The sequence below is a fragment of the Vibrio owensii genome, assembly GCF_002021755.1.
Classification (GTDB): Bacteria; Pseudomonadota; Gammaproteobacteria; order Enterobacterales; family Vibrionaceae; genus Vibrio; species Vibrio owensii.
The window spans coordinates 964,188-988,925 of record NZ_CP019960.1 but is presented as its reverse complement, the minus strand read 5'-3'; the positions used below and the strand labels follow the sequence as shown (position 1 = coordinate 988,925).

The 24,738-nt window shown below is 44.4% G+C and carries 20 protein-coding genes; 9 read left to right on the top strand and 11 right to left on the bottom strand.

What is annotated here, in order from left to right; all coding sequences use genetic code 11:
- Positions 1-10: 10 nt before the first annotated feature.
- Positions 11-898, bottom strand: a complete 888-nt coding sequence (locus tag A9237_RS20980; protein WP_005435159.1) for a LysR family transcriptional regulator — start codon at positions 896-898, stop codon at positions 11-13.
- Positions 899-1,134: 236 nt separating this feature from the next.
- On the opposite strand from A9237_RS20980, the gene A9237_RS20975 reads away from it, so the two are divergent.
- Positions 1,135-3,273 (top strand): TonB-dependent hemoglobin/transferrin/lactoferrin family receptor, encoded by a 2,139-nt coding sequence (locus A9237_RS20975; RefSeq protein WP_039839307.1) that lies wholly within the window; start codon positions 1,135-1,137, stop codon positions 3,271-3,273.
- Positions 3,274-3,615: 342 nt separating this feature from the next.
- Here A9237_RS20975 and galE read toward each other — a convergent pair whose 3' ends face one another.
- Complete coding sequence (gene galE, locus A9237_RS20970; RefSeq protein ID WP_078609525.1) at positions 3,616-4,632, bottom strand: UDP-glucose 4-epimerase GalE; 1,017 nt, start codon at positions 4,630-4,632, stop codon at positions 3,616-3,618.
- 54 nt (positions 4,633-4,686) lie between these two features.
- Positions 4,687-6,645 carry a sensor domain-containing diguanylate cyclase gene (locus A9237_RS20965; protein ID WP_078609523.1) on the bottom strand — a complete coding sequence of 653 codons (1,959 nt, stop codon included), beginning with the start codon at positions 6,643-6,645 and terminating at the stop codon, positions 4,687-4,689.
- Positions 6,646-6,931: 286 nt separating this feature from the next.
- Here A9237_RS20965 and A9237_RS20960 point away from each other — a divergent pair, with 286 nt between their 5' ends.
- From A9237_RS20960 to A9237_RS20950, 3 genes are read left to right on the top strand one after another with little or no spacing between them, the layout of a single operon-like run.
- Positions 6,932-7,687, top strand: a complete 756-nt coding sequence (locus A9237_RS20960; RefSeq protein ID WP_039839311.1) for a 5-oxoprolinase subunit PxpA — start codon at positions 6,932-6,934, stop codon at positions 7,685-7,687.
- Positions 7,687-8,370 (top strand): 5-oxoprolinase subunit B family protein, encoded by a 684-nt coding sequence (locus tag A9237_RS20955; protein WP_078609521.1) that lies wholly within the window; start codon positions 7,687-7,689, stop codon positions 8,368-8,370. The genes A9237_RS20960 and A9237_RS20955 overlap by 1 nt, the downstream gene beginning before the upstream one ends.
- Entirely contained in the window at positions 8,367-9,302 is a 936-nt protein-coding gene (locus A9237_RS20950; RefSeq protein ID WP_078609520.1) for a 5-oxoprolinase subunit C family protein, read from the top strand. The genes A9237_RS20955 and A9237_RS20950 overlap by 4 nt, the downstream gene beginning before the upstream one ends.
- Positions 9,303-9,334: 32 nt before the next feature.
- On the opposite strand, the gene A9237_RS20945 is transcribed toward A9237_RS20950, so the two are convergent.
- The 3 genes from A9237_RS20945 to A9237_RS20935 all read right to left on the bottom strand — a co-directional run bounded on the left by A9237_RS20945 (position 9,335) and on the right by A9237_RS20935 (position 14,267).
- Complete coding sequence (locus tag A9237_RS20945; protein ID WP_078609518.1) at positions 9,335-10,768, bottom strand: FAD-dependent oxidoreductase; 1,434 nt, start codon at positions 10,766-10,768, stop codon at positions 9,335-9,337.
- 353 nt (positions 10,769-11,121) lie between these two features.
- Positions 11,122-13,575 (bottom strand): ABC transporter permease, encoded by a 2,454-nt coding sequence (locus A9237_RS20940; RefSeq protein ID WP_078609516.1) that lies wholly within the window; start codon positions 13,573-13,575, stop codon positions 11,122-11,124.
- Positions 13,566-14,267, bottom strand: coding sequence for an ABC transporter ATP-binding protein (locus tag A9237_RS20935; protein ID WP_005435141.1), 702 nt, complete (start codon positions 14,265-14,267; stop codon positions 13,566-13,568). Before A9237_RS20935 ends, A9237_RS20940 begins: the two co-directional genes overlap by 10 nt.
- Here A9237_RS20935 and tesA point away from each other — a divergent pair.
- The 4 genes from tesA (at position 14,266) to A9237_RS20915 (ending at position 19,979) form a co-directional block, all read left to right on the top strand.
- Complete coding sequence (tesA, locus tag A9237_RS20930; RefSeq protein WP_078609514.1) at positions 14,266-14,868, top strand: multifunctional acyl-CoA thioesterase I/protease I/lysophospholipase L1; 603 nt, start codon at positions 14,266-14,268, stop codon at positions 14,866-14,868. The genes A9237_RS20935 and tesA overlap by 2 nt on opposite strands.
- 83 nt (positions 14,869-14,951) lie before the next feature.
- Positions 14,952-16,151 (top strand): enoyl-ACP reductase FabV, encoded by a 1,200-nt coding sequence (gene fabV, locus A9237_RS20925; RefSeq protein WP_078609512.1) that lies wholly within the window; start codon positions 14,952-14,954, stop codon positions 16,149-16,151.
- Between the two features lie 189 nt (positions 16,152-16,340).
- Positions 16,341-18,251: a bifunctional diguanylate cyclase/phosphodiesterase gene (locus A9237_RS20920; protein WP_020196908.1), complete on the top strand. Its 1,911-nt coding sequence runs from the start codon at positions 16,341-16,343 to the stop codon at positions 18,249-18,251.
- Positions 18,252-18,323: 72 nt separating this feature from the next.
- Positions 18,324-19,979, top strand: coding sequence for an ABC-ATPase domain-containing protein (locus A9237_RS20915; RefSeq protein ID WP_078609510.1), 1,656 nt, complete (start codon positions 18,324-18,326; stop codon positions 19,977-19,979).
- Between the two features lie 105 nt (positions 19,980-20,084).
- Here A9237_RS20915 and A9237_RS20910 read toward each other — a convergent pair whose 3' ends face one another.
- Both A9237_RS20910 and A9237_RS20905 read right to left on the bottom strand, forming a co-directional pair.
- The gene (locus A9237_RS20910) at positions 20,085-20,705 is read right to left on the bottom strand and encodes a DNA-J related domain-containing protein (protein ID WP_045414097.1); all 621 of its coding nucleotides are present in this window, start codon (positions 20,703-20,705) and stop codon (positions 20,085-20,087) included.
- Positions 20,706-20,818: 113 nt separating this feature from the next.
- Positions 20,819-21,658, bottom strand: coding sequence for an isopenicillin N synthase family dioxygenase (locus A9237_RS20905; protein WP_009704452.1), 840 nt, complete (start codon positions 21,656-21,658; stop codon positions 20,819-20,821).
- 222 nt (positions 21,659-21,880) lie between these two features.
- Here A9237_RS20905 and A9237_RS20900 point away from each other — a divergent pair, with 222 nt between their 5' ends.
- Positions 21,881-22,477 (top strand): DUF2238 domain-containing protein, encoded by a 597-nt coding sequence (locus tag A9237_RS20900; protein WP_005435133.1) that lies wholly within the window; start codon positions 21,881-21,883, stop codon positions 22,475-22,477.
- Here the strand turns inward: A9237_RS20900 and cutA are convergent.
- The 3 genes from cutA to A9237_RS20885 are packed head-to-tail and all read right to left on the bottom strand — an operon-like array spanning position 22,439 to position 24,722.
- Positions 22,439-22,771: a divalent-cation tolerance protein CutA gene (gene cutA, locus A9237_RS20895; protein WP_009704454.1), complete on the bottom strand. Its 333-nt coding sequence runs from the start codon at positions 22,769-22,771 to the stop codon at positions 22,439-22,441. The two genes, A9237_RS20900 and cutA, sit on opposite strands and share 39 nt — an antisense overlap.
- Before the next feature lie 9 nt (positions 22,772-22,780).
- Complete coding sequence (locus A9237_RS20890) at positions 22,781-23,032, bottom strand: hypothetical protein (protein ID WP_009704455.1); 252 nt, start codon at positions 23,030-23,032, stop codon at positions 22,781-22,783.
- A complete protein-coding gene (locus A9237_RS20885) occupies positions 23,016-24,722 on the bottom strand; it encodes an SgrR family transcriptional regulator (RefSeq protein WP_005435131.1) in 1,707 nt (568 codons plus the stop codon). Before A9237_RS20885 ends, A9237_RS20890 begins: the two co-directional genes overlap by 17 nt.
- Between the last annotated feature and the right edge of the window lie 16 nt (positions 24,723-24,738).

The following is a 24,738-nucleotide window of genomic DNA, read 5'->3' as shown; positions in this document are numbered from 1 at the left end:
AGTGACAAGGTCACTTCATTTTCCAATTTTTCTTTAGATATTGTACGCACCAAGACTTCGCTTCACCCATCGTGTTTCTGCGCCACGCTAGGATGATATCTATCGGCTTGCTTTCTGCGCCGTCAATGTACTTGAGCTGTCCGCTTTCTACCAAGGGCTGTGCAACTTGCGTTGGCAAGGTACCGATCCCTAGTCCCGATAATAAAGCTTCAACCTTTGCTGAAAAATTAGTAACCGTCAGACGGGGTTGTTTTTGCATCACATTGATCGACAGCGCTGGTTGTTCTCGCGCAGTATCTGCAATCGCGATGACTCGATACTTTTCCCTTGCCGCGTCATCAAATTCCCCGCTGCGCTTATGAACGTAATGATCAGCAGCAGCTACCCAAACCATACTTAGTTTGCCAATTTTTTCTGCTTTTACATCTTGTGGGAGCGTATCTAAAGCCGGACAAACCAATAAATCTGAACGCCCTGTATTCAATGATTCCCAGCTGCCAGCAAGAATCTCTTCTTGAAGTCGGATCCGTGTACTACTCACATTGGACAAGGCATCAACCATAGGGAAGAAATTGGCGATAGGAATAATGCCATCGAACGCAACAGTAATATCCAACTCCCAACCGTTCGCTAACAAGGTAGCATCATTGACGAGTTTTTCGCTTGCTTGAAGGATTGCCCTGCCACGCTCAAGTATTAACTTACCGGCTTCGGTGAAATGTGCTTTATGACCAGAACGGTCGAAAATGATGATATCAAGGTCTTGCTCTAGCTTTTGAATCTGATAACTCAACGAAGACGGTGCGCGGTCTAACTCGTTGGCTGCAGCAGCAAAACTTCCTCTTCTATCAATGGCATCCAAGATATGAAGTGCTTCTAACGTGATTGGACTCTGCACAATAACTCCCTATTTATGTGATAGCTATCACAGTAGTGGTATTTGAAAAATCACTCAAAAAAACGACTTTAGACAATATAACACATTGATTATCAAAGACTAGGCGGTGCGTAGTACAAATTTCCGTTGATAAAAATAACATTAAACAACAATGGTAATGATAGTAATTACCATTTAGATCCACTAAGATACCGCACGTTGTTATTGCCTATTATGGATTTAAGGTATTGAAGCCAATGTATAAAAAATCAATTTTATCAGCCTCTATTGTCATCGCCCTCTCCCAAGGCGCTTACGCTGAAGAAACATCAACGTTCAATGAAGTCGTTGTTTCTGCCACTCGTACTAACCAAACTATGGATACTGTAGCAGCTTCTGTTGCCGTTGTTTCTGAGAAAGATCTCGAAGAAAACATGGCAAAAGATCTCAATGATGTATTCGAATACACACCAGGCGTTACTGTTAACGGTACTCAACGCCAAGGTGTTCAAAGCATTAACATTCGCGGCATGGAAGGCAAGCGAGTGAAAATCTTGGTAGACGGAGCGTCTCAGCCAGGTGTATTCGACGGCGGTCCATACTCTTTCATTAACTCTAGCGCCGTGACTGTCGACCCTGACATGCTAAAAAGCGTTGAGATTGTAAAAGGTGCGGCTTCTAGTTTGCACGGTAGTGATGCTATCGGTGGCGTTGTTGCATTTGAAACAAAAGATCCAAGTGACTTCTTGAAGGACGGCAAAGACTTTGGTGGCCAAGCTAAGCTTTCTTACTCTTCTGAAGATAACTCTTTTGCAGAGCACATTGCGGTTGCGAAACGATTTGATAATCTTGAAGCATTGGTGGCATACACACGCCGTGACGGTTCTGAGCTACAAAACTTTTCTAAAGCGCCTTACGACGACTACTCAGTGACGGACCAAGATTACTACAAGAACGATTTGTTGGTTAAATTGCAGTCACAATTGAATGAAGACCACCGTTTGGAGTTTTTGGGTGAAGTAATTTACAACCAAACGGACTCAGACATCGCGAGTTCTTCATACAAAAACTTCAATGCTGAAGACCAAACTAAGCAAAACCGTCTTGGTTTGAAACACATCTGGTTTGCTGATTTAGCTATCTCAGACACCATCACTTCTCAGCTAACTTGGACAAGTAAAGAAGAAAACGGTGTAACAAACCGCTTTAAAGAAGCAAGTCCTGGCTTCCCACCGTGGGTTCCGCCTAATGGTGATAACCAGCAGAAAAAAGACTACGAATACACTGAAGACAAGATCGAATTTGAAACTCAGTTAGACAAAGAGATTCAAAACCACTACTTGGTTTACGGTCTGTCTTACAAACACAGCGACATCAGCAACACAAACCGCGAGTTTAACTCTGATCCAGGTACACCTGACACGGTTTACATTTACACGCCAGATGCTAAAGAACAAAGCTTTGGTTTGTTCTTGCAAGATGAAATCGCACTACTTAACGACAAGTTAATCTTAACTCCTGGTGTACGTTACGATTACTTCTCTACTGATCCATCAGATACCTCTGAAGAATCATTTAAGAAGTTCAGCGATTCTGCGTTTACTGGTCGTCTAGGTGCAACATATAAGCTGTCTCAGCCAGGTACGGTTTTCGCACAAGTAAGCCAAGGTTTCCGTGCGCCATCATTTGACGAGCTTTACTACACGTACGACAACCCAGGACACGGTTACACTAACCGCCCTAACCCAGACCTAGAATCTGAAAAGAGCTTGTCTTACGAATTAGGTTACCGTCATAACACAGCAGCGTCGGCAACAGAGTTTGCTCTTTACTACAGTGATTTCACCGACTTCATTGATCAAACATCAACGAGTAATGGTGGTCTAACTGAATACACCTTCATCAACATCAATGAAGCAACAGTGAAAGGTGTCGAGCTGTCTAATAGCCTTGACTGGCACGCTATTGCTAGCCTTCCTAAAGGTGTAACGACTCGTCTAGCTGCAGCGTACACTGAAGGTGAAGATGGTGAAGGCAACCCGCTTAATAGTGTAAACCCTTGGAATGCGGTCGCTGCGGTAAACTACGATTCACCAAACGCGCTTTGGGGTACAAGTTTAAAAGTTAACTACACTGCGAAGAAGTCTGACAGTGATATCAACTCAGATGGTGACAATGGCGGAACTAAAGACCAAGTTGCACTACCATCAGCGACAGTTGTTGACCTAACGGCTTACTACAAGCCAATGAAAGACCTAACCGTTCGTGCAGGTGTGATGAACTTGACGAATGAAGAGTACTACTTGTGGAACGATGTACGTGGTGAAACTGAGCTAAGCCGTGATATCACGCAAGCAGAGCGTAACTACAACATTAGTGTCAAATACGAGTTCTAAGTGTTACAAACACAAAAAAGCCAGCATTATGCTGGCTTTTTTTATGTGCTTTCATTTCAAAAATGTTAAGAAAAGAATGAAAAATGAAAGACTATTGTTTTGCCATCTCTTTTTTCACCATTACTGCTGCTGCAACGATGAATGCGATGATTAAACCAAGTTCCATGAACTACCCCGAATAGTTTAATGAAAATTTACGACCTAAATTAAGATTCGCACATAGTTTAGCATTTCTATTTATCGAAGCTACCTTTTAACCAGTAATTTACGAATTTTTCCGATTTAGATCAAAAAAGGCGCAGAAGTGCGCCTTTTTGTTATAAAAGTGTAAAACTTGAAGTTTTAAGCGTCTGGATAACCTTGAGGGTTTTTTGACTGCCAGCGCCAAGTATCACTCGTCATTTCTTCAAGTGTACGGGTCGCCTTCCAACCGAGTTCGTTTGCTGCTTTTGAAGGATCTGCCCAACACTCTGCGATATCACCAGGACGACGATCCACCAGCTTAAACGGAACTTCTTTGCCAGAAGCGGCTTCAAACGCTTTCACCATTTCCAATACGCTGTAGCCATTACCTGTACCTAGGTTATAGATATGTAGGCCTGCTTTGTTGCCCACTTTATCAAGCGCAGCAACGTGACCATCAGAAAGATCCATTACGTGGATGTAATCACGGACACCTGTCCCATCTTTAGTTGGGTAATCACTACCAAATACCGACAGGAATTCACGACGACCGACCGCAACTTGAGAAACGAACGGCATCAAGTTATTAGGAATGCCTTGTGGATCTTCGCCCAGCTCACCGGTTGGGTGTGAACCAACAGGGTTGAAGTAACGCAGAAGTGTGATACTCCAATCTGGATTCGCCTTTTGAAAGTCCGTTAAACACTCTTCTACCATCAACTTACTACGACCGTATGGGTTGGTCGCACTTGTTGGGAAGTCTTCCATAATTGGCACAGAAGCAGGATCACCGTAAACCGTTGCTGAAGAGCTAAATACTATCGATTTAACGCCGGCTTCGCGCATAGCATCAACAAGAACAAGCGTACCGTTCACGTTGTTATCGTAATATTCAAGTGGCTTTTCTACCGACTCACCAACCGCTTTAAGACCAGCAAAATGGATAACGGCTTCAATGTTGTGTGTCGTCATTGCATCAACAAGCGCTGCTTTGTCGCGAATGTCTGCTTCAATGAATACTGGTTTTACGCCACAAACCTTTTCAATGCGCTCAAGCACAGTTGGTTTACTGTTGTAAAGGTTATCGAGGATAACTGGTGTCATACCAGCTTCGATCATTTGAATACAAGTGTGGCTGCCAATGTAGCCCATACCACCCGTAACAAGTACTTTCATTTTATCATTCCTTCTGACGCGAATCGGGCTAGTCTAAAGGTTTCTAACCCGTTTTTAAACTGTATCTGGGGATTCGCAACCCATTAAAATTGCTTGGCCTTTGCCGGCTTTCTTCGCTTGATACATGGCAGTATCTGCACTTTTAAGAATTCGGGTGGCGTCACGTTCGTTCACACCCACCAATTTCACACCGATACTAACGCCAACTTTTAACAAAGAACCACGATATTCTATTGGAGCACAAATCGTTTCTAATAACTGCTCTGCAATCCTAGTCACCACTTTTTGATTGGCTGGATTCACTAACATGACAAATTCATCACCAGACAAACGAGCAATCAAATCACTGTGTCTTGTGGTTCCGGTCATACGTTTAGCGACAATCTTAAGCACTTCATCCCCAGCATCATGGCCATAAGTATCGTTGATACCTTTAAAACCGTCCAAGTCGAGATAAAGTACCGCAAACTCGTCACGCAGATAGCCTGATCTTTGTACTAATTCTTCCAATTCGAAATGGAACTTTGAACGGTTAGCAAGTCCCGTCAACGGATCGTGATGCGCTAAGTATTCTAAACGCTCCATCTCTTTTGCACTTGAGAGATCCGTTAGGATTATCACCATATCGAACGAGTTCTGATCTTCACTTTTAATGATACGATTCACTCTCGCAAACATTGGTATAAGCTGACCGAGGTGGTTTTTTTCTATTACTTCACCTTGCCACATTCCATAGTTTTCAATCGATTCGATGATACTTGGCATCATTGCTTGCAGTTTCCGCCAGCGAATTGATTTTATAAACGGCTGTCCAACCAGTTGTTCGGCGGTTAAACCAATCAACTTTGTCACCGCCGGGTTTACCATCGTAATAACCCCAAGATGGTTGAGAACAACTAAGCCATCTTGACTGCTTTCAAATACACGCCCGGCAACTCGTTGTCGGTTCATCGCTTCTTCGATCTCGGTGATATCCTGAATCACAAAAAGAAGATAGCCGTGTTTTGCTAATCGGCGACTGGTTAAACTTAATTGCTGTTCATCTTCTGCATTTTGTAGATGGATGTCGTCACACTCTAAGCCTCGACTTAAAATTTGTCCCATCTCATTCGGTGCTTTAGTTTGGATCAAGTCGCAGATATTTGCCGTTTCTAATCCATGGTAAGTCTTTTCAAAAATCCTCTGCGTCGCCTTATTACAGTGAATTACGCGACCTAAGTTATCCGTAACGATAAGCGCATCTTGAATCGAATCTACCACTTCTTCTGCAAACGCTTTACGACGTTCCAGCACTTCCAAACTGTGTTTACGTTGTTTCTCTAGTCTTTTTTGCTTGTCTACCATCAGATTAAGCGAAGCAACGAGTTGCCCTACTTCATCTTTTGAACGGTGACTAATACGGCCACTCAAATGATGGCCATTAGCGAAGTCTTGGAGTGCTTGATTGACTTCCACTAGAGGGCGAAGAACACGACGCTCGACACCGATATAGAAGGTCACGCCACCAGCAAGAAGAATGATTAAGAACAGAAGCCCATCTTGCAATAGCGCATCTCTTACTTGCATCAAAGGACGTTGAGACAATGTGACTCTGATCGTTCCAATCACTTGTCCGTCATGGATTATAGGTTCAAGCACATAAAGAAAATGAGCAGATAACGCATACCCCATTGCATGCAGATGACTTCGCTCATGCTTTGTTGGCGAAGGCGCTGAAAAACCGTCGAGAGCAAAAATCGCAAATGGTTGATTTTCTTTGTCGTAAAGCTTAACGCGTGATACGTTTGGCTCCTTCAGAAAGTCAGCCAAAATAGATTGAGCTTTTTGCTTGTTCTTTGTGGCCAGCGCATCTTTAATTGAGTGAGATACATCATTGATGAGCACTTTTGTTTGTTCAACAAGTTCATGTTTTGCTGACTGGTAGGTGATGTACGATGTGTAACTTTGAGATGTAACAAAGATGACCGTGATGAAAACGAGAATCGGCCATATTAGCTTTGCTCTTAATGACATATATATTCCTGTCGCAGAAAGCAACCAAAAGAACAAAAGGGTTGCTATGCAAACTATCACACAAAAAGAAGAGCCAAGACTAACACGACAGGCACTGAAATGAACCTGAAATTCTCAGATATTAGACTGATTAATCATGATTTTCTTGAAAATTCGGATCATTTCAAATAACCAGTCGATCATTTATGGCGTATTTTTTCGAACACCTGCATGAAAAATGACGTTAGTCACTGAACCAAAACGCAATTTCCTGCATTTTTAAGCATACTTTGGACACAATAATCGTATGACATTGAACAACCAGCAACTAACACTAAACTGCGATATGGGCGAAAGCTTCGGCGCATGGACCATGGGTGCAGATGAAAGCGTAATGCCTTTCATAGACATGGCGAACATTGCTTGTGGCTTCCACGCGTCTGATCCTAATGTCATGCACGATACTATTACCCTCGCTAATCAACATGACGTGGAAATTGGTGCGCATCCTGGTTATCCAGACTTGCAAGGGTTTGGACGCCGCAGCTTAAAGATGACCTATGAAGAAATCACTAATATGGTGATTTACCAAGTTGGCGCACTCCAAGCTCTATGTAAGGCACAATATACCGATATTGGTTACATCAAGCCTCATGGAGCGCTCTACAACGATATGATGCTAAGTGATGGTGTTTTCTTAGCGGTCGTTAAAGCGGCAGCGCTGTTTAAAGTGCCTCTTATGATATTGGCGTCCCAAGAAAACGAAAAATACCTAGAAATTGCCGATGATTTTGATGTACCTCTACTCTTCGAAGCGTTCGCGGACCGCCTTTATCAAGATGACGGGTTACTAACGCCAAGAACGCAAGCTAATGCGGTACTAAACAGCGAACATGCAATACTAGAACAAGTCAGAATGCTGGCAGAATCAGGTCGAGTAAAAACGACATCTGGGCAATATATTTTGTTAGAGGCCGACACGATTTGTGTACATGGCGATAATGATGAATCTATCGCGTTGATTCAAAAAATTCGTCAGAGTCTCTACACCGGAGGAAATTAATGAATCAAGGGCAGTTTTCGATCTCTCCTATATCTGAATGCAGCATTCTAATTCGCTTTGATGAAACTATTACTGTTGAGCACATAGGCGAGTTAGCACATCAAATTGTAGATAAACTCAATCTCATCGTAATGAATGTGGTTCCTTCTTACCGAACCATTTTGATTGACTACCTGCCCTTTAGAATTCAAGAGTCTGTGATACTACAAACGCTCAATGAGATCGTAAGTTGCTTTGATGTTCAGTCTATGGACAACAAACAGCCGAACTACATTTCTATTCCCGTTTACTATTCGAATGAAACGGCTCTCGATTTAGATCGATTTCAACAAAATGGGCTATCAATGGATAAGCTTATTGAACTGCATACCAAGCCTGTTTATACCGTTTCAGCCATTGGGTTCGCTCCGGGCTTTGCTTTTCTGTCGGATGTAAGTCCAGAACTTCACATGCCAAGACACCATACGCCTCGTACCAATGTACCTGCCGGAAGTGTGGCGATTGCCGACAGTAAAACCGCAGTCTATCCATCCGACAGCCCTGGTGGATGGAACATCATAGGCCGTACGCCAATCTCGTTATTCACTGATACTCCTCCCTTCATCCCATTTGAAGTTGGTGACAAGGTCACGTTTGGTTCAATATCCAAACAAGAGTTTGTTAATTTAGGAGGCGTTTTATGAGCTTCGTAGGATTGTTAGTAGAAAAGCCTGGCCCACTCTCTTTGATTCAAGATTTTGGTCGTTTTGGTCTTGCTCATATCGGAATAACTCAAAGCGGCCCTGTCGATGATTATGCTTATAGTTGGTCGAATCATCTTCTAGGCAATCCCGTTAACTGCTCTGTTATCGAAATCACATTGGGTAATGCGAGCTTTAAAGCCCTAGCCGATTGTCATTTGGCGCTTTGTGGTGGTGATCTTAATGCATCAGTAAACGGTGAGCCTATCTCTAATTGGTCTGACTTTTGTCTCAGAAAAGGCCAAACACTCAAGTTCGGAATGCCAAAAAATGGTTTACGTGCATATCTTGCTGTTAAAGGCGGATTTAGTGTTGAGAAACACCTAGGGAGCACGTCTACGGTAGTGAGAGAATCTCTCGGCGGTATGACAAAAGATGGTGAGCCTTTGAAAGCCGGAGATATTATTGGCTTTGAGCCACATTCACTTCCAACGTCAAAACCCAAACAGATGACGTTCCGATTCAAACCAGATTACAACTTGCCGTTAAAGCTTAGAGTGATCGAAGGCTACCAGTTTGAAGATTTTTCCCAGCAGTCTATTGATGATTTCTATTCTGCTAGCTTTAAGATATCACCCAATTCAAATCGTATGGGTTATCGTCTTGAGGGCAAAGCGATACAGCCGCCCTATGACGGCGTGCTTTCAGAAGGTATTGCACTGGGCTCTATTCAGATTCCAAACGATGGCAACCCAATCGTCTTATTGAACGACCATCAGACCATTGGTGGCTATCCGAAGTTTGGTTGTGTCGCAAGAATTGATCTGCCACGTTTAGCACAAGCTAAACCCGGGCAAGAAGTCAGTTTCGTCAAAGGAGACAGACAAGGTCTACAGGATGTGTGGTGTCAATGGGCTCAGTTTTTTGGTTACTAAGCCCATCTAAAGTCGTCATTAAATTATGAGCGCTACATCCCGTAGCGCTCTGCCAATGCTTTTGGATAACCGCGCTCTTGAGTGAGTTTTACCGCAAACTGCTCTACGTCTTCTTCACTCCAATGTACCGTTACAGGATGTTCAAGTTCCACATTGGCATTCGGAGCTATATCAAACCAATATAGCGCCATTTTCTGAGCTGCTAGTAGCGTTGAAGAAGCTTTAACTACTTCAATTCGAGCATAGTTGTTCTCTTCAAATGTCACGTCTGCTGCACGCAATACAGGGTCAGTACCTGGGATTTGCTGCGCACCGAACAGTGCTTTCCCGCCTTTCACTGCACTTTGATAATCCGGAATGAATTGAGACATATGCTTAATCGCATTTTCAGTACGCTCATCGAGGATCTCTTGTCGCCAACCGTTGCGTATTTTTGACAGTAAACTGGTTGGTAACTCAGGTTGTGCAGAGATTTTTGAGCTTTCCACCAAGCCATCATCAAACAACGTGATGCCTTTTGTCATTCCATGTAACTGAAAATAGCCATCACCGTATGGCGTTAACTGAGCCATGCCTTTGTCTGTACCGCGAGGACCATGGAAGATCACCTCTGGCCATTGCTGAGTACATTCATTCCAACGGGTAACGTAAGCCGCTTTGAATTCGACAAGTCGATCGCGCTTTACGCCAATCGCATCATCAACTGCGCCGGTCTCAAAGCCACAAGCATTAACTAAGTAATCACAACGTAGTGTCTTTTGTGCGCCAGCTTGAAGGTAAGCCAGTTCCCAATCAGAGCCACTCCAATGGGTGTGTTTTAGCTCTGCTTGCGTCAGTACATCAACATTAGGAAGTTGTTCTAGCGTCATGTTCGCTACAGCTGCAAGCCTAAATACGCTCCATCCGTATTCCTGAACAGCGACCACTGGATACTTGAGCGCCTCGAGGTCTGCGTGCTGAGCAAAAGGGATAGTCCACTCATCAATGCTTTGCGGGTGTTCTGGCTGTACAAGCTTAGAAAGCGCAATGAGGGCCTCTTTGGAGTACAACTTGTAATACTCGTCTGGTTCTCCCAACACCTGATTACTTGTGTCTTGTTCAACCAGAGATTGATAAGCACGTTTAATTACTTCTAATCGAGGTAATAATGCTTCAGGGTCTCCTCCATCTGAATGAGGCACGGCAATGATGGTAGGACGAATGTTCAGTGAATGTGGGTACAATCGAATTGTGTCGATCGATTGAGTCAGAAGATCCAAACATTGCTGTTCGGAAATCTCACGATAAAGGTTTCCGCCCGCGTGTAGGTGGCAGATCGGAGGTCCATTTACTAATGAGACCCCTTTCTCGAGAATGGAGACTTTAAAACCTAACTCGGCAAAGTGGATTGCCGCGGTAGAGCCAGCGACACCGCCACCAACAATAGCGATGTGTTTATCTTTACGATTTGGAAACTCAGACTTCATTGCTTCACTGAAATTTTATAAGGAGAAATCTTTACTTAATGTGGATTCTACTCGGGTTTGACTATGATTAAAATCACAAAAAGTTCATGGGTTTGCATTTGTTAAAGGTATACGCGAAAAGTTACTTTCGAGAGCAAAAAATTTCCGAAAAAAGTGCTTGACGAGGTTGTTGGGAAAGCCCGATTTTGACCCTTTGTGAATAATAATTTAACGCTAACACCCATGGCGTAAAGCCTGCGGAAACACCCAACTTTATTAACACTTCAGTTATCCCAAAAGTTATCCACTGTTTTTGTGGATAACTAAAATAAAACTGTCATGGAGTGCTTCCGTTTTGGCTTATTACAAGCTAATTAAGTGTTTACTGGCGTTAACAATCTTTTCAAAAGACTCATAACGACCAAGGCGAGAACGGCAAACGTAGCAAATGGTAAAGCTATCCACAGTTCTGGGTGGATTTGCGAATTCAACTCGAAGCCATACTTCATCACCGCTGCGACACAAAGCTCGGCAGCAAATACCGCTACACCACTTGCGACCAGAGCCATAATTCCGTATTCCGCCCACAATGTCGTGTTAATCCGTTTTTTGCTAGACCCGAGAGTTCGGTAAAGTCGAATTTCTTGCTGACGTTGAGACAAGCTCAATCGAAGCAATGTGAATATCAACAATAAGCCAGCGACAACGCCTAACAACGCCAAGATGGTAATGGCTGACACAATCTGCTGAATAAGCGCTTGGATTTTATCGCCCATCGTTCGTATATCTAACACTGAAACGGTTGGGTGTTCACGTGACATCGATGCCAAGAGCGCTTCATTCTCTTCGCCAATGCGGTAACTAATCAGGTAAGAACCTGGCAAGCTCGCCATAACATCCGAAGAGAAGATAAAGTAGAAGTTTGGCTTCATATCTCGCCATTCAACATGACGAATGCTGTCTACTGTCGCATCGAAGTTCTGACTGTTGATCACAAATCGTAATTTGTCGCCCAACTCAATGCCAAGCTCACTGGCAACTTCTGCTTCTACCGATACGCTACCTTTGTTGGTCCACTCTCCAGAAAGAATATCATTGTACTCTGGTAGAGAGTCTCCCCAAGTAAGGTTGAGTTCACGGCTTACCGCATCAGAGCCCTGACCTTCAGATTTGATCTCTTTGACGCTCACGTCATTAATCTCGGCCAACCGCCCTCGAATAATCGGGAAAGCTTGTGACCGCGTCACGCCATTTTTATCTAACGTTTCCACGTAGCTATCAAGTTCGTAATCAGCAATGTTCAATGCAAAAACGTTAGGCGCGTCCGCTGGGAGCGTTCTCGCCCAATCGGCAAGTATGTCACTCCGTACAAGCCAGATAATTGAAAGCAACATCAATGACAGCGATAACGCACCAAACTGCAATCCACTTGTCACGGGCGTACGGTTGATGCGACTTAAGGCCAGTTTCATTGCTGGACGAGTTGAAACGCGAGCGAACAACTTGGTCAACATGACACTCATCATGGCGAGTACAACAAACAATGCAGCGATTCCCGCAAGTACAATCCAAACGAGTGTGTTGTTCGCGTAAAGGATAAGCAATGGCACCACAGGAACCAACACTAACCACATACGCTTCCATGAACGTTTACCTGAACCTTGCTGCAGAACTTCTAAAGCCGGCGTTTTGATCAAACCAAGTAGCGGAATCCCCAGCGCAGGAACCGTAATGAGAACCGCTGAAACAACAGAAACTAAAAATGGAGTGACGCCGTAACTAGGTAGTGGATTTGGCAACAAGTCCTTGAGTGGGATTCGTAACAAATACTCCAAACCGCTACCCAGCAACAAGCCCACAATACTTGCACTGACCAGCAAAATGGTAACTTGAATCAACAACCACTTTTCAATCCAGCGACGGCTCGCACCTAAACTCTTTAACATCGCGATGGTTTGCGTCCGGCTGTTTACGTAGCTTTGACACGTCAAAACCAACGTGGTTGCCGCCATGATGATGACAATCGCTACGGTCAAAGAGAGGTATTGCGTTGTGCGTTCAAACACCTCATTGCTTCGACTTGCCGTATCCTGAGTACGCCAACGATCACTTGGCGAAAGCTCAGTGCTGTCTTGCAGTTGCGTCAGTGTTGCATCATCCCCTTTAAGGAATAAACGATACTGTACTCGGCTACCTACTTGAATCGCGCCTGTTTTATCAACGTCGCTGTTGTGGATGTAAGCCGAAGGCATTTGTTGGAAAGGGTTGAAACTCAATCCTGGCTCCATCAAAACGGCACCGGAAACCGTGAAATCGGCGTCGCCTATAGTGACAACGTCACCCTTATCAACATCCAATTGTGCCATGATTCGCTCATCCAACCATAACTGATTCGGCTTGATGTGCCCTGATGAGTCATTGTCCAAAACCAAGTCACCCATCAATGGGTATTGCTCATCGACTCCGCGTACTGAGATAAGCTGCATACCATTATCGCTGAACGCCATGGTTGCAAAGCGCGTCATGGTCGAGCGCTCAAGCTCTTTGGTTGAAGTGAGAAGCGTGTCTGGAATGGGGTTTGCTGAAACGAACACAGCATCGGCTGTTAATGCATCTTTGCCTTGCTTAACGATGACTTGCTCCATTCGTTCTGCCAACGCAGACAAAGCAAAAATACTGGCTATAACAAGAATGAGTGCAACACTTATCGGCCACAAGTTACCTTGACGTATTTCCCCAAAGCTCCAACGAACCAAGCTTTTATTCGGCGACTGATGAGCTTTTTTGTTTGATGCAGAGCTTTGTTCACTTGAGGAGATCACGGACATAGCACCTCCTCTTTTAGCTCACCCGCTTCCATACGATAGACACGGTCACAGCGACTCGCTAAATGACTGTCATGCGTAACTAAGATCAGCGTCGTGCCATGCTGCTCATTAAGGTCGAACAGAAGCTCAATGACTTTCTCTGCCGTTTGATGATCAAGGTTGCCCGTTGGCTCATCGGCGAATAACAGTTCTGGCTGAGTCATGAATGCACGAGCCAGAGCAACTCGTTGTTGTTCACCACCGGAAAGTTGACTTGGCAAATGGTCAAGACGCTTCTCAAGCCCAACCGCTGTCAGTAGTTCTGTCGCTCGTGCATCATCTTCAGATTCACCACGTAAAAGACAAGGAAGAGTAACGTTACGTAGTGCACTCAGACTCGGGATTAACAAGAAGCTTTGAAACACAAATCCCAGTGAATCTGCGCGGATTTTAGCGCGAGCTTCATCGTCCAGTTTAGATAGCTCTTGTCCTAGTAACGTGATTTCACCAGACGTCGGCGTATCTAGCCCAGCAAGCAGCGTCATGAGCGTCGATTTACCGGCACCAGAGGTGCCCACGATAGCAATCTTCTCACCCTTTCTAATGTCAACATTTACATTTTTAAGGATTGTTAATTGTTCTTGATTAGTAGAGACTTGTTTAGAAACTAAATTAGCTTGAACAATAGGTGCTTTAAGTACAGGTGTTTGCATGATTCGTATACTTTCCTTAGTTCTCTTTTTCTGCCTTTCCGCCACCGCACATGCGAGCGAAAAGGTACTTGTTTTAGGCGACAGCTTGAGCGCTGGTTATCAGATGCCGATTGAGAAGAGCTGGCCTAGCTTACTTCCTGATGCCTTATTAGAACACGGCCAAGATGTAAAAGTTGTAAACGGCAGCATCTCCGGAGACACCACTGGCAATGGCTTGGCTCGTTTACCCTCTCTTCTTGAGCAACACACGCCAGACCTTGTTCTTATCGAACTCGGCGCTAACGATGGCCTTCGTGGTTTTCCACCTAATGTTATTACGTCGAACTTATCGAAAATGATTACCATGATCAAAGATTCTGGTGCGGATGTTGTCATGATGCAAATCCGTGTCCCACCGAACTATGGTAAGCGATACAGTGATATGTTCTACGATATCTATCCGAAACTCGCCGAGCATCAACAAGTCGCGTTAATGCCATTCTTTTTAGAGCACGTAATCGTCAAACCAGAATGGATGATGGACGATGGCCTGCACCCTAAACCGGAAGCTCAACCTTTCATTGCCGACTTCGTCGCCGAAGAATTGGTTAAACATCTCTAATTTTACTGGTCTAGCTCAATAAGTTTTACCTAACTTTACGTTACCCTGTCGAAAGTATTATTCACCAAGGTTAGATAATAAAAATGCAAATAGAACCGTTAATTCAAGGTGTTGTAGCTCGTTCGGCACATCCGTATGGGTGCCGCGCTTCCATCAAAGAGCAAATTAAATACGTTAAACAAGCACCGCAGATCAAAAATGGCCCCAAGCGTGTTTTGATCATCGGTGCTTCTTCAGGTTTTGGCTTGGCCGCCCGTATCGCCCTCACATTTGGTGGTGCTGAAGCAGACACCATTGGCGTGTCATTTGAACGTGGTCCGTCAGACAAAGGTGTCGGTAGTGCTGGTTGGTACAACAACATCTTTTTTAAAGAAGAAGCCATTCATCATGGCCGCACTGCAGTAAACATCGTTGGTGATGCTTTCTCAGACTCAGTTCGTAGCCAAGTTATTGAAGCCATTGAAACCTACTTTGAGGGTGAAGTAGATTTAGTGATTTACAGCTTAGCAACAGGCGTTCGCCCTAAGCCTGAATCTGAAGAATTTTGGCGTAGTGTCATTAAGCCAATTGGAGAATCGGTAACGGGTGCTTCAATCATGCTGGAAAACGATCAATGGGTAGAGTCCACATTGGCGCCAGCAACAGAAGAAGAAGCAGAAGCCACGATTAAAGTAATGGGTGGTGAAGATTGGGAAAGTTGGATAGACACACTGATCAACTCTGAATCTGTTGCCAAGGGTTGTAAGACGATTGCCTTTTCTTACATGGGCCCAGAAGTTACACACCCAATTTACCTAGACGGTACGTTAGGCCGAGCAAAAGTTGACCTTCATCAGACTAGCCATGCATTGAACATGAAGATGGCGAACTTTGGCGGCGCTGCCTACGCAACAGTGTGTAAAGCACTTGTCACCAAGGCAAGCGTGTTCATCCCTGCACTGAGCCCTTATCTACTTGCGCTATACCGCGTAATGAAAGAGAAAGGTACTCACGAGCGTTGTATTGAGCAAATGCAACGTCTGTTCACGACAAAGCTTTACGACCAAAGCAAAGTACCCGTTGATGGCGAACGCTTGATTCGTATCGATGATCTTGAGTTAGATCCTCAAGTACAAGAAGAAGTTTCTGCACTTTTAGAGCAAATGAACGCAGACAACTTCGCTGATATCGGTGATTACGACGGCTTTAAAGACGAGTTTATGAAATTGAACGGCTTTAACTTTGAGGGTGTCGATTATGCTCAAGACATCTCAATGAAGACTCTGAAAGCATTAAAGCCTTAATTTAAAGCGTCTCACTATTGAGATAGTGCCAAGTAATTCAAAGTCCTGAAAGGTTTTCGGGACTTTTTTTTGTTTCCGAATCCGCCCCCCCTATACTTTAAATAAACGAGTAGTTAAATAACAAGCTCGCGCAAAAACAAAAACGATATTCATTCACAGGACGTGAAATTACGGGAAAGGATGACCTATATGGGTACATTGCAAACATTAGATTACGAAATACCCGAATCCATGCGGAAAAGCTGGCAAAATATCGTCAACCTGCTCGCGCGCATTGCGGATGTCCCAACTACGCTGATCATGCGTATCCACCCAAACCACATTGAAGTAAATACCTCCAGCGAGACTGATAACAACCCTTATAAAGTCGGCGACAAAGAAGAACTTGGTCATGGCCTTTACTGTGAACACGTCATTAAAAACAAACGCGAACTCATCGTTCCTAACGCGCTCATTGATGAAGAGTGGAAAGACAATCCTGATATTAAGCTCGGCATGATCTCGTATTGTGGCTTACCACTCTATTGGCCAAACGGGGAGACGTTCGGCACCATCTGTATGCTGGATACCAAAGAGAATCAGTACAATGACACCTACCGAGAACTATTGAGCACATTTAAAGAATCCATAGAGGCGCAACTAGCCGTCGTTTTTCAACAACATAAGTTACTGCGCTTAAATAACGAACTGAAAAATAGAGTCGAGAATAGAACGACTGACCTCGCCCAACTTAGCTACTCACTAACAAAAGAAATCGACCGACGTAAGGCCGCAGAAAAGCAAGTAAGCTATCAACAAACCCACGATCATGGGACGGGCTTTTTAAACCGCGTTGCACTTGAAGAAGTGTTAGACCACATCTTAGAAACCATGGATCATGACCAACAATCTTTGGTGGTGATTAACGTCGGTTTTAGTAACGCGCGCAGTATCGAAACAAAATACGGATTTGAAGCCTTTGACGAGGTATTGAAAGAGTTTCGCTTCCGCCTAGGCCACAATGAATCCAGTTATTTTGTGACTGGTCGTCCAAGTTCAAACGACTTGGTGATTGTTGTCTCTGGTGAAGACATCGAATCAAAAGTCCAACACTTACTTGAAGACATCACTCATGTTAGCGTCGGCAACTTCCACATTGATGAAAACGAAGTCCACCTTCACTCCTATATTGGCGTCGTTCAAGCGCACAGAAGCAGTCACGCCAAACAACTGCTGCAAAACGCCTGTTATGCCATGTTGCTATGTAAAGAGTCTGGTGAATCGTACAACTACTTCTGTGAGAGCCACACTCAAGAACTGAACAATCACAATCAGCTTGAAAGCTACCTATTACAGGCCGTTCGCAACGACGACTTAATGCTGTACTTCCAACCTAAGGTACTTCCACATACACACAAATGGATAGGTGCCGAAGCACTATTGCGATGGCGTCATCCTGTCTTGGGTGATGTATCCAACGAAGCATTAATTCACATGGCAGAACAAAACGGATTGATTTTTGAAGTCGGCTCTTTTGTCTTGAGAACCGCGATTGATAAAGCCAAACAGTGGTCTGAGCTGGTGGACAATTTCAAGATTGCCGTGAACGTGTCTCCTATCCAATTACAAAACGTTAATTTTGCTGAGCAAATAGAACACCTACTTGAAACCTTCCACCTGCCGGCACATTTCCTAGAGTTAGAGGTGACTGAGAGTGCGTTGATTGCAGATGAAGTCGTGGCTCGTAACACATTGAATAAATTGCACAACCTTGGCGTGACACTGTCACTTGATGACTTTGGCACAGGATACGCATCATTCAGTTATTTGAAGAAATACCCTTTTGACGCGATTAAGATCGATAAAAGCTTTGTTCAACAAATGGAGAAATCTGATGACGACAGAGCCATCATTTGTTCAATAATACACATTGCGAAAAAGCTCGATCTACAAGTGGTCATAGAAGGCATTGAATCAGCTCAACAAGAGCAGTTTTTGATCAATGAAGGCTGCGATATTGGACAAGGCTTTTTGTATGGTAAACCTATGCCGTGCAATGAATTTGAACAAAGTTTGTTTAATCAAAACCTTTTAGGTGGTCAATACACCTATTCTTCCTAAGCATTTCCTTTACTCTGCAGGCGGTGGTTTCTATAATCGCCGCCCGCTTCCAATAAAAAGGCCATTATCTTCATGGATCAGTTGACTGCCACGCTTAAGAAAATCGAAAAGCAGAACTACCGCGCATACCAACAAATCAAGGGTCAATACGACTTCGGTGATTTCGACTTGTACATTGATTACGTTCAAGGCGACCCATACGCATCTGCTTCTCGCCTACGTGCAACGCGCGCGTGGTCTTTAACCGGTCTTGAATGGCTAAAGGATGAATCACCTGCATTTCAGCGCGCGGCTCGTGACTTTATTGCTCGAAGCTTTGATGAGTTTGCGAAACAAGAGAACGCAGTATCAATCTCTTTAAGCGGCCAAACCGTTCTAGACAACACAGCAGTGCTATTCACTGAAGAAGGTATTGAACTTCGCTTCCGCGTTAACTTGCCTGCAGAAGGTCGTTCTGTTCTTGGTAAGAAAGCCAACAACATCCTTACTTTCTACTTGCCGAAGTTTATCCGTCGCGCGACGCTAGAGCGTGAGCTGAACAAAGATGCGTTGATTGAGCACTGTAAAGTGATTGAAGACCAAGCATCTTTACGTGAACAGCTAGAGGCGAACAACTTGGTTGCTTTTGTGGCGAATGGCAGCATCCTTCCACGTATCGCAGGTAACTGTGATTTGCCGATGAAAGACGCGGTTGAGTTCAAAGCGCCAGAATCCCTTCAAGTTACGCTACATGCGCCTAACAAAGGCTACGTAACGGGTTTGGGTATCCCTAAAGGCATTACTTTGATTGTTGGTGGTGGTTTCCATGGTAAATCGACGTTGTTGAATGCCGTTGAACGCTCTATCTACGATCACATTCCTGGCGATGGCCGCGAATACATCGTGACAGATGGAAATGCGATGAAGATTCGTGCGGAAGATGGTCGTTGTGTTCATCACTTGAACCTATCGAACTACATCAATCACTTGCCAATGGACAAAGACACGGCTGATTTCTCTACACAAGACGCATCGGGTTCTACCTCTCAAGCGGCTTGGCTACAAGAGTCTATTGAAGCAGGTGCAAGTTCGTTGCTTATCGATGAAGATACTTCAGCAACCAACTTTATGATCCGTGATGAGCGCATGCAGGCGTTGGTAGCAAAAGGTGATGAGCCAATTACGCCATTAGTTGATCGTATCGGCCAGTTACGTGATGAACTAGAGATCTCGACCATTATCGTTATGGGTGGTTCTGGTGACTACCTAGACGTTGCAGATACCGTAATCCAAATGCACGACTACCAAGCGGTTGATGTAACTGAAAAAGCAAAACAAGTGATTGCTCAACACCCTACTCAGCGTCATAACGAATCTGAAGAGAGTCTACAAACGTTCCGCCCTCGTGCATTGAACCGACTAGCACTGATGAACATTCTGACGGATGGTAAGTTCCGCGTGAACGCTAAAGGCAAAGATTCTCTTCGCTTTGGTAAAGAGTTCGCGGACCTAAGTGCACTTGAACAACTAGAATCCGCGGATGAAGTAAACGCGATTGGTTGGTTGTGGTTCCAAATTGCCCAACTTCCGGGTTGGTGTAACCACCCAGCAAAAGAAATCGAAGACATGCTTTCTGGCGAATGGCACGCGACACTACCTAAACAAGGTGACTTAGCAAAACCACGCACATTGGATGTAATGGCAGCCCTAAACCGCATGCGTAAGTCTCAGTTCAAACCTTCTCGTTAGTACTGGACAAGACATACAGCAAAAGGCAGCGATGAACGCTGCCTTTTTTGTATCTAGCTGATAGGTAAAAGGATAAATAACGTTACACTGTAACTAATGTTTACTTTATCCGCTACGCAGTACATTCCAAGCATCGCACAGAATACGAAACCTATCTGCATCACCGTTCTCTCGATCTGGATGCCACCGTAATGCAAGCTTTCTCCACTGCTTACGAATATCAGCCCGAGTCGCCTCCGACCCCAACTCAAATAAACTCAACGCCTTCGCTCGGTCCAAATCGCTAGAAGTGTTTCCACCAATGTAGCGTTGATATCGACTCCAAAAATCATTGAGCAGTCTACGTACCTCGCCTTCATCGGCTTCGTAGTTTTTCCAATCAAGGTAGTATTCTCTGAGTGGGTCATTGATGTCGATGCTATGACGGGAAGCTTCAATTGCGGACATTAACACGATATTCATCGCTTCAACTTGCAGCCAGCCGTCAGGGTAAAGCGTTTCTTGTAGTTGATAGAGCGCGTTCATCAACAAGAAATTGCGCTTAAAGAGGTCTTTATCCGGAGATGGATCTAACTGAGGAATATAATCGTGTTCACTGAGCTCTTGCGCGAGTGTGTGCACCTTCCAACTCGTTGGTTGTTTACGGAGAATCTCTAAAATCGGCCACAACAATGGGTTCTCCATGTATTGCTGTCCGTTTTGGCAAACGTCGAATTGTTCGTCCATGTATCCCCTAACCGTTTTAAGTACCTGTTATTAAAGCTAGTCAATTTGTACCATAAAGACAAAAAGGCTGACAGTCATAAACCATCAGCCTTTTGAATGAGGATCTTGTTAGCTTAAATAACGCCAAGCTCTCTTAGGCGTTCCATTAGGTAGCTATGCGCTGTGTAACGCTCAGACAGAACCGTATCTGGCTTCGGATGCAGGAACAAAGGAAGCGAGATGCGAGACTTCTCTTGACGGCCACCCGTTGGGTTAATCACACGGTGAGTCGTAGATGGGAAGTAACCACCTGATGCTTCTTGCAGCATGTCACCGATGTTAATGATCAAGTTACCAAAGTCACACGGTACATCTAACCAATCACCTTCTTTACTCTTTACCTGAAGGCCTGGTTCATTTGCTGCTGGCAGAACAGTCAGTAGGTTAATGTCTTCATGTGCTGCTGCACGAATCGCGCCTGGTTCTTCTTCACCCGTCATTGGTGGGTAATGGAGAACGCGTAGTAGTGTTTTATCGCTGTTGTTGATCATTTCAGACAAAGCGATAGAGAACTTCTCTTGAACCTCTTTTGGTGCGTACTCTTCCACCCATCCAAGAAGCTCTTGAGCAAAGGCATTTGCGCGCTCGTAGTACTCAAGAATTTCTTCTCTAAGCTGCTCGGGCATTTGACCCCAAGGGTAAACATGGAAGTACTCTTTAATGTCTTTAACTGAGTGCCCCTTCGCGACTTCAGAAACTGATGGTGGAAAATAACCGTCTTGTGTTTCAACATTAAATTGGAAGTCGTTTTTTTGTTCAGAACAGAAAAACTCGTACCAATTTTTGTAAATAGACTCGACGAGCTCTTGTGGAATTGGATGGTTCTTAAGAACACCAAAGCCCGTTTCGCGCAGTGAGGTGACGAACTGTTGAGCAGCATCGTCAGCAAGATAATCGACAGTTTCCAGTTTCATGACTTTACTTCTTTTTTATTAGACTGAGCGATGAATTCTATGGATGGCTATGTTGTAAATCAAACTTTAATGAAATGTTTACGCGCAAACGTTTTATTGTTGAGCAGTTTGGCAATATATCAACATAAAAAGTAAGCATCTCCCCGACAAAATAAACAATTGCACACTGTACAATTAAGTGTAATCATAACCACTGATTTCAATTGAAGGATCAATTTCTCTATGAAAAGTACTTCTACCTTATTGGGTTTAACGATTTTCTACGCCGTTGTATTTTTGTTTTCTGCCTTAGAGCCAAGCTCTCGTGCGGTGTGGTTTGCAGAGATCGTTCCTGCCATCGGTATTCTCATTGCCATTTGGGCGCTTTCCATTCGTTACCAATTCAGCAATACCGCTTATGTACTGATGTTTATCTGGCTTTGTCTTCATACCATTGGTGCCAAATACACGTTTGCAGAGGTTCCGTTTGATTGGTTCAACAACTTAATTGGCTCGGAGCGCAATAACTTTGACCGTGTAGCTCACTTCTCGATTGGCTTATACGCTTACCCGATTGCTGAATATCTAATTAATAAGAAAAAGATCAGTGTTGGATTTGCTTGTTGGTTTGCTTTGTTTGCCATTATGTCTTTGGCAGCTGGCTACGAGATCATCGAATGGTGGTATGCGGAAATTGCAGGCGGTGATGAGGGAATTGCCTTCCTGGGATCGCAAGGCGATATTTGGGATGCCCAGAAAGACATGTTATGTGACACCATGGGTGCGATACTGTCGTTGCTTCTACTGACAACTCAACGTCGATTGGCGAAGCCACTCTAAATAAGGGTTAAAACCTTCTACAATTGGGACCTGTACGATCTGAGCCACCTCATATTCGTGCAGGTCTTTTATTTTGTCTTCGACCAATGCGTATAAGTCTTTACGTGTTTTAATTATCAACAACCACTCATTATCGCTACACACTTCCCCTTTCCATACATAGTGGCTCTCTATTGCCATGGTCTGTATACAAGCAGCAAGTTGCCCTTCCAACAAACCTTTGATGATCTCGTCTCGGTTCTTCTGCGTGCCTGCGGTGCTCAATACCATGCAGTATTCATGTTGTTCGCTCATAACTGACTCTTATTTCATCGTCACCTTGCCGCCAATCATCTTGTAGGCAGGTGTTCCTCTTACTAATGTGTCTCTTGCAAACTCTTGTTCACAACCTGGGCAAATGCAAGGTGTGTTGGTGAAGTCTTCAACAATGCGTTCTTTAAAGCACTTCACTAATGCCCCTTTACCGCCTTTGCGATATTTAAACAGCTGCGTTTTACATTTTGCACAAAATATCTCGACTGTTTTGGTCGGTTGCTTCTTATTCGGTTTCGCCATCTTTCTCTATCTTCGGTTTTACCCACACGGTACTGAAATCAAACCAACCTAAGGCGTTACATTTGGCGTTTTGCAGGGCACCACTGTGGTCTTTGTTCACGCCTAACCAACAATGGAACATCGGGATCACTTGGCAGCTCTTTACCAGTTGTCTGCCTAACTCTCGGGCAGGAAAGTCCGTGTGTTGCCCTGCTCTCCATTGATCCACCAGCGTTGACCAACCAGAGAAATCATAACCCGCACTAAATTTATCAATATCGCTGTAATCCAACAGCCAACCGGCAAGTGCGTCGTTACGGTTGGTCGCAATGCCCATGGCTTTGATCCAAATATCCACTTCTTCTGGTGAAGGCGGCTGAGTATCGTAACGAATGAACTCAACATCAATTCCATGAGGCTTGAGCAAGGTTTTGATCGCTTTAGCGATAACAGGAAACATAGGGTGTTTCTTTTGGTAAGCGACACAAATGGTTTTCTCTTTCTGGGGCGCGTCACCGGACATGGTCGGTTTAAGGTCAATCCACCCAGGCTTTAATCCAAATGCTTGCAGCACCCCTAGTTCAATGACCTTGTCTTGCGGCACATGGGAATACACTTGGTAGCTGTTCAAGGTTTGACTCAAAAACTCCGCCCATCTTGGGTCTTTTGCTATACCTGTATTTTTATTCAGTAGTAGGAAAGTGCAGCCGGGATCGAGCTCGACTTCATCCGTCGACGCTTGTTTATCCATTTGTGGCTTAGTCAAACTTGGGTACACCATCGAAGAGTAAGCTTCGTCGATCACCCACACTTCAACTTGGTCCAAGAGTGGACGCAGACCAAAGTAGCCATCAAACGCCGTCAGAATTAAGCGTTTGTCATCATTGACTTTAACTTGGAATGGGCCTGTGCCGATTGGCTTTCTATCGAATTCCTCTGAACGTAAATTGCTTGGTAGTAAAACTTTGGCTTGTGACTCACTCAATGCGAGTGGCAGGTACTTATCAGGGCGTACTAAGTGGATATCTACCGTCCAAGGCTCTGGAGAGATGACCTTCTCTATGTGAGAGAATAAGTTGAGTTCGCTTAACGCCCCAATACTTTCGATAACGCAATCAGTCGTCAGCAGTTCGCCATTATGAAAACGAACACCACGACGCAGGTAGAAGCGCCAATGTGTATCTGAAAGTGCTTCCCAGTAATGCGCTAAATCGGGTTGAAGCTGCTCGTTGTCGTCGAGTTTTGTAAGACCACTGAAGACCTGACGCGCGATATGCTGCTCCGAACGGCGCATTGGCTTTTGGGGGTTCAACATAGAAAGCGGTCTGTAATAAGGCAAACGAACGACCTGTTCACCTTGTCGATGTTGCAGACCTAAATAGCCCTGAATAACCTGAGTGAGCTTAGCTGCATCGTTGTCGAGCGCTTCAAGGGCTTGACCTATTTTCCCTTCGTCTAAGTAACGACGTGCAAGATTCTCGCTTACATCGCTACGATTGCGCTTGAATATTAGTTTAGAAAGCTTGCCACGACCTGCAGCAGGATGCCATTCGATCCACCCTTCTTCCTCTAGTTTATTGAGGACGATTCGAGCGTTTCGACGAGTACAAAAGAGTGCTTCGGTAATGTCTTCGAGTTGAACATCCGTGTCATTACCAGAAAATTTTTCAAACAGCGTTTCGAACTGAACGCGTAAACGAGGGCTACTCATAAAGAGGAAATTTTAG

Coding starts and splice junctions, on each gene's coding strand:
- A9237_RS20900 (WP_005435133.1), top strand. CDS start 21,881: ATGAAAAGTACTTCTACCTTATTGGGTTTAACGATTTTCTACGCCGTT.
- tesA (WP_078609514.1), top strand. CDS start 14,266: ATGATTCGTATACTTTCCTTAGTTCTCTTTTTCTGCCTTTCCGCCACC.
- A9237_RS20940 (WP_078609516.1), bottom strand. CDS start 13,575: ATGTCCGTGATCTCCTCAAGTGAACAAAGCTCTGCATCAAACAAAAAA.
- A9237_RS20915 (WP_078609510.1), top strand. CDS start 18,324: ATGGATCAGTTGACTGCCACGCTTAAGAAAATCGAAAAGCAGAACTAC.
- A9237_RS20975 (WP_039839307.1), top strand. CDS start 1,135: ATGTATAAAAAATCAATTTTATCAGCCTCTATTGTCATCGCCCTCTCC.
- A9237_RS20945 (WP_078609518.1), bottom strand. CDS start 10,768: ATGAAGTCTGAGTTTCCAAATCGTAAAGATAAACACATCGCTATTGTT.
- A9237_RS20935 (WP_005435141.1), bottom strand. CDS start 14,267: ATGCAAACACCTGTACTTAAAGCACCTATTGTTCAAGCTAATTTAGTT.
- A9237_RS20960 (WP_039839311.1), top strand. CDS start 6,932: ATGACATTGAACAACCAGCAACTAACACTAAACTGCGATATGGGCGAA.
- A9237_RS20885 (WP_005435131.1), bottom strand. CDS start 24,722: ATGAGTAGCCCTCGTTTACGCGTTCAGTTCGAAACGCTGTTTGAAAAA.
- cutA (WP_009704454.1), bottom strand. CDS start 22,771: ATGAGCGAACAACATGAATACTGCATGGTATTGAGCACCGCAGGCACG.
- fabV (WP_078609512.1), top strand. CDS start 14,952: ATGCAAATAGAACCGTTAATTCAAGGTGTTGTAGCTCGTTCGGCACAT.
- A9237_RS20905 (WP_009704452.1), bottom strand. CDS start 21,658: ATGAAACTGGAAACTGTCGATTATCTTGCTGACGATGCTGCTCAACAG.
- A9237_RS20920 (WP_020196908.1), top strand. CDS start 16,341: ATGGGTACATTGCAAACATTAGATTACGAAATACCCGAATCCATGCGG.
- A9237_RS20950 (WP_078609520.1), top strand. CDS start 8,367: ATGAGCTTCGTAGGATTGTTAGTAGAAAAGCCTGGCCCACTCTCTTTG.
- A9237_RS20955 (WP_078609521.1), top strand. CDS start 7,687: ATGAATCAAGGGCAGTTTTCGATCTCTCCTATATCTGAATGCAGCATT.
- A9237_RS20965 (WP_078609523.1), bottom strand. CDS start 6,645: ATGTCATTAAGAGCAAAGCTAATATGGCCGATTCTCGTTTTCATCACG.
- A9237_RS20910 (WP_045414097.1), bottom strand. CDS start 20,705: ATGGACGAACAATTCGACGTTTGCCAAAACGGACAGCAATACATGGAG.
- galE (WP_078609525.1), bottom strand. CDS start 4,632: ATGAAAGTACTTGTTACGGGTGGTATGGGCTACATTGGCAGCCACACT.
- A9237_RS20890 (WP_009704455.1), bottom strand. CDS start 23,032: ATGGCGAAACCGAATAAGAAGCAACCGACCAAAACAGTCGAGATATTT.